Raw genomic sequence first — 12554 nt, forward strand, 5'->3', positions numbered from 1 at the left:
TTTTCAACAGTCTAAGGCTATGGTAAATCCATAGCCTTTTTATTTATGCATAAATTCTAAATTATTAGATAATATCTTATGGAATTCAATTGCTTAGAAAAAATAATAATGATATAATTACTTCTAAATTTATTGAAAATTACAAAGAAGGATGAGTGGATATGTATACATATTTTAAAGATAAATTACTATTATTAATAGTCATAATAGGAACAAGTGGCCTTTTCGTCGGATGCCTTCATCAATACACTAGTACAGATACTATGGGAGAAAAGAAAGCTATTGAAATAGAGTTTTGGTATGGTCTTAGTGGATATCATGAAGAATTAATGGAGGAATTTATTAAAGAATTTAACCAACAGCAGCAGGAGGTTTTTGTAAAGGGGTTAGCACAGTCCAGCTATGAAGAAACCGGACAAGCTCTGCAGGCTGCTATTGCAAGAAGAAAAGCCCCGGCAGTAGTGCTGCTTGAAGATACACAAATGCATAGAATCGGTGCTGTAGGAGGATTAACGGATCTCAATGGCTTAATAGATGAGGATAGCCAGTTTAATATAAGCGATTTTATACCGTCATTTATAGAACAGGGAGAAATAAACGGAAAAATGTATGCTTTACCTATATTTGGTACTACACAGGTATTGTATTATAGAAAGGATATTTTCGAGAATGAGGGATTAACAGTATCGGAATTAAATACTTGGGAGTCATTGGCTGAAGCTGCAAGACGTCTAACAAAAAGAATAGGCAATGAAACCTTAGTATATGGATGGTTACCAATGCAGGGTCGAGAGAACCTAATTGATGCAACCATAAGTAGAGGGGGAAGGTTTTTAAGTGAAGATGGTACACAGGTAATGATTGATTCTGAAGAATGGATAGAAACCTGGGAAACCTTTAGAAAGTGGATTCATGAAGAGAAAATTATGAAGGTTCATTATGGTGGAGAGGGATGGGCATATTGGTATGCCACAATAGATGATGTTATGCAGGGGAGGGCAGCAGGCTATACGGGTTCAAGTGGTGATCGAGGAGACTTAGACTTTAGTATTATAGGCATATATCCTCAGCCAGTTTGGGAGGGCTATGAAGATTATCCGAGAGCGGTTGCCAATGCTCATGCGATTTCTATCCCATCTATAGTATCCCAGGAAGAAAAAAGAGCTGCCTTTCAATGGATGAAATTTATAACTAGTCCTGAAAATACTGCCCGTTGGTCTATGAAAACTGGGTATATACCAGTAAGGAAATCGGCAATGGAGATAAGTGAATATCAGGAATTCATCAAGATTAACCCTGAATTTAATATTCCATATCAACAGGCTGGCATGGCTACAAATATTTTTTATGACCCAACAGGAGGTAGAATTTACGAAGCCTTAAAGATAGCAGCTGAGAAGGTTCAAATACAAAATATTTCTGCAGAAAAAGCCTTGAGGGAGGCTAAGAAAATAGCACAGGAGGAGTTAGATAAAGTACTCAAATAATAGAGTTTGCTTAAGGGGGTGAAGGGACTGAAGATTTTTAGATTCAAGCATATTAGAGTTAGACTAGCAATTATGTTATCAATTTTTGTAGTTTTAGTGGTGCTATTGGTAACCTTAGGAACAAGCTACATAAGCTCTCGTGAAATTATAAAGCAGACAGGAGATGTCTCGGAACAAAAAATTAGAATAATAACAAGAGATATAGATGAAAAAATAAGTGCTGTTATGAATCAGTTTGCAATTATTAGAGATCACGATGAGCTACAAAGATTAATGATACAAAATGATTCAACACCCGAGGAGGCCTACGAACGAAAGAGGCAGATTTCATCCATATTGAGGCAATATGCATATTCAGATATCACCATTAATTCAATCTTTGCCTTCAGCTTAGATAAAGAGATTTATGACCCACTTTATTTAATCCCACCCTATAGCGAAATAGTATCAAAATACCAAGCCTTTGATGAATTTATTGAATCCGGCGAGTTCAGTCGTCTATCAGAGCCAACAACCTTCCCAAATAAGCTGGAGGAAGCTGAGGAGAATAGCAAAACAACCATAACATATTTTTCCGAGTATATTAATCATGAGGATTACACTAAGATTGGCTATATTTTGATTAATATTAAGAAGGAGCATTTATTTATAGACATAAAAACCTTTTTAAAGAGGGAGTTTGATGGAACATATGTTATTAATGAGAAGGGGAATGTAATATATCAAACAGGAGATCTAATTTTTACCGATGAAATAATTAGAACTGTCTTTCAAGAACCCAATAGAAAAAATGATATTGAAAGAATTGATGGAGAAAAGTATTTAATATACAGTGAGAATTTAAGAAACTATCCTGATTGGAGGGTAGTTGGGGTAATGTCCTATGATAGGGTAAGAAAAAATGCAATTGCATTATTGAAAATATCATATTTTGTTACCGGAGTAGGTATTGTTTTAGCTTTACTTATGAGCTTATTTCTATCAAAAAAAATTACCGATCCTGTTCTTGAAATAAATGTGGCCATGGAGCAATTTCAAAAAGGTGAGTGGCCAAATAAATTGGAAGCAACAACAAATGATGAACTGAAGAGCTTAGTTCAAGGCTTCAATAACATGATGGATAAGTTTAAAGATCTAATACAACAGGTCTATTATGAACAAAGAGAGAAAAAAAAGGTGGAGGTAAAAACATTACAATTAAAGCTAGATCTACTACAATCACAAATTAATCCACATTTTGTACATAACACACTAAATGCTATGCAATATTTAGCCTTGAAGAGAGGTGCCTACGATATAAGAGAAATGATACAATCCTTCAATATATTGCTGAGGGCAAGCATGTCGGTGGGTAAAGACTATATAACAATTAAGGAAGAATTAGATTGTATAAAAAGCTATATAAAGATTCAAGGCTATAGATACGGAAATGAATTTAATGTTAGGTATGATGTTGATGAGAGGTTTATGCAATATAAAATACCTAAGCTAATACTCCAGCCCCTTGTAGAAAATGCTCTATATCATGGTATATTACCAAAAGAGAATGAAGGAACAATTGTAATAAAAATAATAGAATCAGCAAAAGGCATAAATATTAGAATTATTGATGACGGCGTAGGAATTTCCCATGAAAGAATAAATAAAATATTAGAGCATAAGGGTGGCAGTACAATGACTGGCTTAAACAACATTGGAATATTCAATATTAATGAGCGATTAAAGCTATATTTTGGTGAGGGTTATCAATTGGGTATTTCAAGCAACTCTGGGATAGGAACCTGTTTTTATTTTGACATCCCATTAATGATTGATGAGACCTTCGTAGGGGGAATAAACAATGTATAAAGTACTTATTGTTGATGATGAAGCGCCTGCCCGAGAGACATTGCAGTATCTAATTACATGGGAAGATACTGATTTTCGAATTGTTGATACAGCTAAAAATGGTAGAGAAGCACTGGAAAAATATAAAATCCACAGACCAGAGCTTATAATAACCGATATTCAGATGCCGATAATGGATGGTTTGACTCTCATTAAGGAAGTAAAAAAAATAGATAACACACAGAAATTTATTATCCTAAGCTGTCATGAAGAATTTCGATATGCCAAGGAAGCTATTACGATGGGTGTGACAGATTATCTCTTAAAGGACTTAATTACTTCTCAGGAGCTACATAGTGTATTGGCTAAGGTGAAAAATGTGCTAAATGAAATACGATTGCCCAATACGCTACAAAGAAATATAACTAGTTTAAACGATTTTGAAGAAAAGCTTTTTACTATTACTAAGACTTCTGCAGTCAAATCCATAATATTTAATAATATTCTGATTGAAGATATTGATGAGTTCATTAATAAATTTAATTTAAGCCTAAGAAGTGAATATTTCTTTATACTTGTGATACTGATTGATGATTTTGAAAAGCATTACTCTGATACTGCAAAAGAATCAACTGAAATTACTGAGAAAATAGCTATCTACATACAAAGAATTTTAGATAGTATGGGGAGTGGAGAATGCATCTACAATGAAAAAAACCAGTTTATTGCATTGGTACCAATAAGTAATTTTGATGGCGAGTTAAAATATATTACACAGAGCCATAATATAATTGCAAGGATAAGAGAAATTAAACTAAAGGATAAAGATATTAGTTTCACCATAGGAGTAAGCAGATATTTCTATAGATTTAAGAATATTTTTAATTGCTATAAAGAAGCATTAGAAGTAACAAAGTTTAGGGTTTTTGCTGGTAAAGGACAAACCCTATTATATAACTCTATGCTGGAAAAGGTATCCAGTCAAAACCCCGAGACAATTGTAGAAACTAAATTAAGCAAATTAGAGGATGCAATAAAGGATAATGATACCAGGGCATTAGAAATTCTAAAACAGTTGTACTGTCAGGATTTAAAGGGTTTTATGCAATATAACTATGTTAAACATGTTAATGGGAAAATATATAATATGATAATGAAAATCTGTAGTGAAGAAGGAATTACGTATCAATATCTGTTTAATCAAAACTATATACCAATTGGTGAAATTGAAAATTTAGAGACAGTGCAAGAGATATATACTTATTTTGCCAATATTATTAACAGACTAAGCAATTATAAAAGAAAAAATGCCTGTAAAAGTTACAGTCGCAGGGTCAGAGATGCAGTTGAGTATATAGAGCTAAATTATGGTGAGGCAATAAGTCTTCAAACTATAGCGGAGTACAGTGATCTTCACAAGGTATATCTGTCCAGACTTTTTAAAGAAGAAACGGGTCAAACCATTACAAGCTTTATTTTTAAAGTACGAATAGAAAAGGCAAAGGAAATGATGAAATCAACCAACTATAAAATATATGAAATCGCAGAGATGGTGGGATTCAGTAATCCACAGCAGTTTAGTATGATTTTTAAAAGAATAACAGGAAAAAGCCCTGCGGAATTTAGAGAAGAAATTAATTGATTATACAATGATACTCATTTTTCAGAAAATTGGGTTAACAATCTATAACAAAAGTTAATATCCTATATTATTTTTTAAAATTCTTAATGCTATAATTTTAAAAATAATATAGGATATTTTTTATGTTAAAATGCTGGTTAAAAATAAAAGGAAAACGTTTCCTAATTCAATAGTGAAGGGATGGATAATTAATGCTTGTTATAGGCCACAGAGGAGCATCGGCCCATGGGCCAGAAAATACTATAGCTGCTTTTAAAATGGCATTGGAGAAGGGCTGTAGTGGTATAGAGTTAGATGTTCAACTTAGTAAGGATGAAGAGGTAATAGTATTTCATGACTATGTTGTTGATAGGACAACAAATGGTAGTGGTTATGTTAAAGACATGACATTAAAGGAGCTAAAGTCATTAGATACAGGTACTTGGTTTGATGAAAGCTTTGTGGGTGAAAGGATTCCTACACTAGAAGAAGTGCTTCAAGCCATACCAAAGGGAGTTTTAATAAACATTGAAATTAAGAATCTCCTAATACATCAAGGGAAGATAGAAAAAAAAGTTCTAGATTTAGTAATTAAGTATGACCGAATGAAGGATGTTATAATTTCTTCCTTCGATCACTATGTACTAAAAAACATAAGAGACTTAAATAAGGAAATCAAAATAGGTCTCTTAATCTATGCAAATATAATAGAGCCTTGGAGCTATATAAGAATACACAATTTAGATGTCTACAGTATTCATCCAACAGAAGAGTACTTAAGCAAAGGGTTTGTTAAGGATGCCCATGCTCATGGATATAAGGTTTTTAGTTATACAATAAACTGTCCAGACAGAGCAAAGGAAGCATATGAAATGGGGGTTGATGCAATATTCTCCAATTATCCAGAAATCATTTAATTTAAATTCAGTTTGTGGTCTTTGGAATTATCTAATGACCCCACTAAATAAAAATTAACAGTGAAGGGAGGAAGTTATAAAGGTACTGGTAAATGCAAGTAAAAAATAGATAGGAGGGAATACATTTGAGTAAAATTTTTAAAGGGCCAAAGGTGGATAAAATTGTTTTTATTCCATCTGTAGCGATTACACTTCTTTTAGCAATTTATTTTGTTGTTAACCCCACTGAAAGCCTTGCAAAACTAAACAGAGTATTTGCTTATATGACAGATGAATTAGGGTGGACATATATATGGTTTACTCTAGCTGCCTTCATAAGTGCAATATATTTAATACTTGGTAAGTATGGGAATGTAAAGCTTGGGGGAGTAGAGGATAAGCCTGATTTTTCCACCTTTTCCTGGATAGGCATGATATTCACTGCAAGCACTGGATCATCCTTGTTATATTGGGGAACCATCGAATGGGTTTATTATTGGAAATCACCACCCTTTGGTGCAGCTGTAGGCTCTTGGCAAGCAGCTGAATGGGCACCAGCCTATGGTATGTTCCACTGGGGATTTACAGCTTGGGCCATGTATGCAGTAGTTTCAGTTGCAATTGCCTATGTATATCATGTTAAAAAGCAACCAATTCTAAGATTATCAGAGGCAACAAGAGGAGTATTAGGAGATAAAGTCGATGGACCTATTGGAAAAGCAATAGATATATTTTTCGTGTTTGGCCTGATAGGAGGGGTAACAACCTCTATGGGTTTAGGAACCCCTATGCTAACAGCTGGAATAAGTAAGCTGACAGGCATTGCCCATACGCAAACATTGGAGATTGCAGTAATTACCTTCTGGACATTATCAATAGGCTTGACATTATTATTTGGGTTAGAAAAAGGAATAAAAAGAATGTCTGATCTTAACGTATATTTAGCATTTGGAGTATTAGGATTCCTACTATTCTTTGGTGGACATTTCTTATTCATACTTAATCACACCACATCTGCTGTTGGTTTAATTATGCAAGACTTTGTAAGAATGAGTTTTTGGACCGATGCAGTTGGACAATCAAAGCATCCACAATGGTGGTCGGTATTCTACTGGGCTTGGTGGGTAGTTTATGCACCAGCAATGGGATTATATATTGCAAAAATTTCAAAGGGAAGAACAATACGGCAGGTGGTTTTAGGCTCTGTTTTATGGGGAACCCTAGGTTCTTGGATTTTCTTTGCTATTTTAGGTAATTTCTCAATGGGGCTACAATTAAGCTCAATGAATCCAGCTGGATTCTCTGGGCCAGCCTTGGATGTTATTGGAATTTTTGATAATATTGGTGTTGAATGGGCAATTGTTGAGACAATTGCAGCGGCTCCCCTAGGGACCATTTTATTGGCTGCATTTACACTTCTAGCATTTATCTCTATGGTAACAGGTCAAACAACCATTGCTTTTACATTAGCGTCTGTAACCACTAAAGAGCTAAAGCAAAGTGAAGAGCCAGCTAGATGGAATTCCTTCTTTTGGGCATTAGTTTTAGGAACAATCTCTATTTCATTATTGCTACTAAATGCATTGAAACCATTACAGACCACTTCTATAGTTGCAGCCTTCCCATTAATGTTTGTTTTAATTTTGGTGGCAGTATCCTTCTTCATTTTAATGAAAAGGGATGGTTACAGTGATAATTCGAATGGATTATTAAAACCAAAGGAAAAATCAGAAAAAGTGAAGGCATAATAATTACGCAGACAATTTGTCTGCGTCAGACTGATGAAAAACGCCCATCTTATTCGTTGCTGCAAAAACCCAGCACCCTTACGTATTACGCATACGCTGCAGTAAGCAGATGGCTGGAATCTTTGATTTCATGGCAGTACGCTTATTTCATGGATTGTCGCTTTATGACATATAGTACACTAAAATAAAGAGACAAGTAATGAGGATCATTATAATATGCGCCTCGAATCTGTGACTTTTTCATCAGTCTGCATATTTTCTAAAACTTCTATTAGTAAAGTAGATTTTGACTAGAGGTGTAACAAAATGAAAAAACAACAAAATACAGTTTTCCTTTGCTCCCTGCTAGTTGTTGTGATTATGGGAGCGTGGGGCATATTAAATCCTTTGAGCTTAGGTGATAAATCAGCAACAGCCTTTAATTTTTTAGTTAGATATTTTGGATGGTTATACTTAGGTGCTGTTTCTTCATTCTTATTATTTTGTATATTTATACTTTTTAGTAGGTATGGGAAATTGAGGCTAGGCCCAGATGATTCAACTCCAGAGTACTCAAACCTATCATGGTTTGCTATGTTATTTAGTGCAGGTATGGCTATAGGTCTCATATTTTGGGGTGTGGCAGAGCCTTTAAATCATTTTATACACCCTCCAGATAACAACATAATATCAGCCAGCAATGGCGCTATGGGTATGGCCTTTCGTTACTCGTATTTTCATTGGGGGTTACATGCTTGGGCAAATTATACTTTACTGGCTTTAGCAATTGCATATTTTCAGCTTAGGAAGGGTAAGCCCGCTTTAATAAGCAGTATTTTTATTCCTTTAATAGGAGAAGAGAGAGCAAATGGAACCATAGGTCATACAATAAACATTCTGGCGATATTTGCAACAATAGCTGGTATTGCCACAGACTTAGGCCTAGGGGTATTGCAAATGAATAGTGGACTAAAATACCTCTATAATATTGACGAAAGCACAAAAACTCATATAATAATAATAGTGATTGTAACTATTTGTTTTATGGCTTCTGCAATTAGAGGTTTAGATAAAGGAATAAAAAAATTGTCTAACATAAATATGGTAATTACCTTAGTACTAGTTGTATTGGTAATAGCAGTTGGCCCAACTACAGAGATACTTAAAAACTACTTGATTGGCTTTATTGAATACTTTAAATACATTATACATGATAGTCTACCTATAAAAGAATTACTTAATGGCAGTCAATGGCTAGGAAATTGGACCATTTTCTATTGGGCATGGTGGATAGCTTGGACTCCTTTTGTTTCAACATTTATTGCTAGAATATCGAAGGGAAGAACCATCAGAGAATTTATTATGGGGGTATTAATAATTCCATCATTAGGCTCATTTTTTTGGTTTGCAATCTTCGGCACTATAGGAATGAAGGTGGGAACTGAAATAGCCACTGAAGCTATACAAACAACTTCAACAGCTTTTTTTGTTGTTATAGATACCTACCCTTTAGGAAGGCTATTATCATTAATTGTTATGGTACTTTTAGCAACATATTTTGTTACCTCTGCAGATTCCTCTACATTTGTTCTAGGTATGCTTTCATCTAACGGTAACCCAAATCCAAGTAATAGTAAAAAGATAATATGGGGACTTCTTCAATCTTTTTTGGCTATGGCACTATTACTGGCAGGAGGCCTAGAGGTTTTACAAACAGCCTCCATAGTAGCAGCATTTCCTTTTGTGTTTATAATGATATTTTCAATGTTTTCATTAGGAAAAGCCCTTAAAGACGAGAAAAGAGAAAAAGATAGTATAATTTTAATGGATCAAAAAAACACAGTAGAATGATGATTTAGTTTTGTCTACAGGTACTTTGCAAAGAAAGAGGGATGGATGTGGTAGATATTTATAATTGGGAAATTGTTTTTAGATTAGTACTATCTGCAATAATAGGTGGTCTTATTGGGATGGAAAGAGAGTCGAATAATAGACCAGCTGGTTTACGAACTCATGTTTTAGTTACTTTAGGTGCCTGTCTTGTGATGCTAATTTCTATGTATGGGTTTATTGGATTTGGTGTCGATGGAAGTGGAGGAGATCCGGCCCGGTTGGCAGCTCAAGTGGTTAGTGGTATTGGATTTTTAGGTGCCGGAACAATTTTAAGGACTGGAAACAATATTAGAGGCTTAACAACAGCAGCAAGCCTATGGGTATGCGGGTGTATAGGTTTAGCCATTGGTAATGGATATTATATAGGCGGGTTAGTTACAGCTGCAATTGTACTATTTACCTTAATTAGTTTAGGCGTATTAGAAAAAAGAATTTTTAAAAAGAAATATAAGGTGTTAATTGTGGAATGTAGAGAAAGAGCTGGGTTGATGGGTGATATTGGACAAATTTTGGGTATTCATAATATCATCATAAAGGATATACGAATATATAGGGACGATTCAGAAGATAACGAGGCAGAGATCGATGAACCTAGTGTCATTGAGATTCACTTTACTGTTAAAATTCCAAGAGTATTGAATAACTCAAAATTCTTTGAGGAAATCACTAGGGTAAACTCTGTAGAAGGTGTTGCATGGGAGGGAAATGAAAGAAATATTGAAACCAGTGAATATACAGGTAATTATTAATTGAATTACGAATCCTAGGTATAGGATTCAGACTGTTGAAAATCCTCCATCTTCTTCGTTGCTGCAAAAACTCAGCACCTTTACGTATTATGTATACGCTGTAGTAAGCAGATGGCTGAAATCTTTGATTTCATGGCAGTGCGCTTATTTCATGGATTGTCGCTTTATGACATATAGAACACTAAAATAAAGCGACAAGTAATGAGGATCATTATAATTTGCGCCTTGAATTTGAAGAATTTTGAACAGTCTGAATATTGTTGACTTTTTCAACAACCTCAATCCTAGGTATAGGATTCTTTTTTAAAAAAAATAAAACGTGTAAGTGTAGGGTTTTCTAACCCTTGACAATAAATGAACAATCTACAAAAAGTTTTTTTTTGAATTTTATGATATAATATTAAGAAATCAGTAATAGTCTGATTATTTTTTTTTGTTAAACTAAGCTTTATACGCTAATTAAATAGCTTAGAATATTTAGGAGGTAGTAGGATGAGAAAAAGAAGAGGAAAAATCGCTTTTATTTTAATCTGTATATTGCTCATAAGTATTCAAATAACTCAAAGCTTTGGGGAAGGGAATAATTTAAGCTATGAAGAAATAGAGGAGATTATTGAAGAGGTAGCAAAGGAAAAAAACATTCCATCTGTTATTCTTAAGGCCATCGCTTGGAAAGAAAGCAGATATCAACAATTTGACAGTAATGGACAACCCTTTGTATCAGCTGGTAACACAGGGATAATGCAGATTAATAGAGTACATAAGCATTTAGATCAGGACAAGCTAAGAAATGATATAAGATATAATATTGAAGCAGGAGCAGATGTTCTATTGGGTAGATGGTATTCTACAGGAAGAATATATCCTACAATAGGTGACATGGACCCCAACATATTGGAAAATTGGTATTTTGCCCTATGGGGATATAATGGTTGGGTGGCTAGAAATAATCCCAATGTGTCAGGAGATAAGGCCTATCAGGAGCAGATATTTCAGCTAATAAGAGATAAATACGATCAGTCAATTACTTCTATTGATGCCAGCTTATTACCTAGTAGCGGGCTGCCAAAGGGTAGTCTTAAGATCCCTACTCCAGAAATTCATCACTTTGGGGATTTAAATGATGAACCCGATGTTATTTTTAAGGACATAATAGATCATCCTAAAAGAGAATACATAGAAGCATTATACGAAATGGGAATTGTAAGTGGTGTAGGACATAATATGTTTCAACCTGATTCGTTTATAACAATGGAACAGGTGGCAAAGATTTTGATAGATGGTTTAGGATTAGAATTAGTGGAGGAGACAGCTATAGTGGAAGACTGGGATAATATGTCGGAATGGGCTAAAGACTATATAACTACAGCCTATCAGCACGACATTATTTTAGCTGATCAAGACAATAATGTTAATCCTAAGGTGACTATTACTAGAGAAGAAGCAATTATAATGTTATTTAATGGTTTAGGTATAAAAATAAATGAGGAGGAGCCCTTAATTATACCAATTAAGTTTAAGGATAGCACTCAAATACGCACTGAAGCTTTAAGACCTATAGCGTTTTTTATTGCCACAGAAGTATTGATGGATGAAGAAAATAAAGAGTTTCGCCCAAAGGATTATATAACAAGAGGAGAGTTAAGTGAATTAGTATATAAGGTAATACAAAGTAGAAAATAAAATTAATCTACTCATTATCGCATAGTAGACAGTGTAAGCTAAAAATTAAAAATTACTCCAAGAGGAAACCTATGTTTTTGATGGTAGCGCATGGACAAAGATATAAGATTATGAGATTATGTAACAGTGAAAATCCTCTCCTGCAAAAAAAAATGCATAATTCTTGCTGGAGAGGAGTTGCTATGTATTTTCTATCTATTAATATGAGACTAGATAAAGATATGTGAACTAATTTGAATGAATATCATATAGAATACACAATTGAATAAACCATAAAAAAATTTTTCAGTCTTATGAAAACCTATCTGTTGACAATAATACTTAAATTCGGTAGTATTAATATCTTGAGTTTTACACCTTGGAGGGAAAATAAAAGCCTATAACCTTTGTATTTCAAAGATTACGGGCTTTTTAACTTACTCACTAGTCTGTTGTTCTACAGATTATTTTTTGGTTTGAGATATGATGTTTTTAATTTCTCCTAAGGTCATAAATCTCTTCGAGAAATCTATGTTAGTTGCTTTTCCTAAATTTTCAACAACTTCATCGTAATAGTCAAACATGTAATAATTCTTGTCTACGTAAGTCCCAGAAATACTATTCATGGCATTTACCAATGTTTTAGTAGAATATCTGTTGTCGGTTTCCCTCTGTAGCAGTCTTAGTAGAAG

8 protein-coding genes and 1 pseudogene are annotated in these 12554 nt (G+C 34.0%); 8 read left to right on the top strand and 1 reads right to left on the bottom strand.

Annotation, left to right across the window (positions count from 1 at the left end; genetic code table 11):
- Window positions 1-161 precede the first annotated feature (161 nt).
- The 8 genes from BLP68_RS14230 to BLP68_RS14265 all read left to right on the top strand — a co-directional run bounded on the left by BLP68_RS14230 (window position 162) and on the right by BLP68_RS14265 (window position 11883).
- Window positions 162-1487 carry an ABC transporter substrate-binding protein gene (locus tag BLP68_RS14230; RefSeq protein WP_091545147.1) on the top strand — a complete coding sequence of 442 codons (1326 nt, stop codon included), beginning with the start codon at window positions 162-164 and terminating at the stop codon, window positions 1485-1487.
- A gap of 18 nt (window positions 1488-1505) precedes the next feature.
- Window positions 1506-3335 carry a sensor histidine kinase gene (locus BLP68_RS14235; RefSeq protein ID WP_176759042.1) on the top strand — a complete coding sequence of 610 codons (1830 nt, stop codon included), beginning with the start codon at window positions 1506-1508 and terminating at the stop codon, window positions 3333-3335.
- Window positions 3328-4956 carry a response regulator gene (locus BLP68_RS14240; RefSeq protein ID WP_091545150.1) on the top strand — a complete coding sequence of 543 codons (1629 nt, stop codon included), beginning with the start codon at window positions 3328-3330 and terminating at the stop codon, window positions 4954-4956. The genes BLP68_RS14235 and BLP68_RS14240 overlap by 8 nt, the downstream gene beginning before the upstream one ends.
- A gap of 191 nt (window positions 4957-5147) precedes the next feature.
- A complete protein-coding gene (locus BLP68_RS14245; protein ID WP_091545152.1) occupies window positions 5148-5852 on the top strand; it encodes a glycerophosphodiester phosphodiesterase in 705 nt (234 codons plus the stop codon).
- Window positions 5853-5977: 125 nt separating this feature from the next.
- Window positions 5978-7579 (top strand): BCCT family transporter, encoded by a 1602-nt coding sequence (locus tag BLP68_RS14250; protein ID WP_176759043.1) that lies wholly within the window; start codon window positions 5978-5980, stop codon window positions 7577-7579.
- A gap of 306 nt (window positions 7580-7885) precedes the next feature.
- Window positions 7886-9409, top strand: a complete 1524-nt coding sequence (locus BLP68_RS14255; RefSeq protein WP_091545155.1) for a BCCT family transporter — start codon at window positions 7886-7888, stop codon at window positions 9407-9409.
- A 47-nt stretch (window positions 9410-9456) separates the two neighbouring features.
- The gene (locus tag BLP68_RS14260) at window positions 9457-10200 is read left to right on the top strand and encodes an MgtC/SapB family protein (RefSeq protein WP_242876999.1); all 744 of its coding nucleotides are present in this window, start codon (window positions 9457-9459) and stop codon (window positions 10198-10200) included.
- A gap of 492 nt (window positions 10201-10692) precedes the next feature.
- Entirely contained in the window at window positions 10693-11883 is a 1191-nt protein-coding gene (locus tag BLP68_RS14265) for an S-layer homology domain-containing protein (RefSeq protein WP_091545158.1), read from the top strand.
- Window positions 11884-12326: 443 nt separating this feature from the next.
- On the opposite strand, the pseudogene BLP68_RS14270 reads toward BLP68_RS14265, so the two are convergent.
- Window positions 12327-12554: pseudogene (locus tag BLP68_RS14270) on the bottom strand (hypothetical protein); the annotation flags it as partial.

The sequence above is a fragment of the Alkaliphilus peptidifermentans DSM 18978 genome (assembly GCF_900101495.1).
Classification (GTDB): Bacteria; Bacillota; Clostridia; order Peptostreptococcales; family Natronincolaceae; genus Alkaliphilus_C; species Alkaliphilus_C peptidifermentans.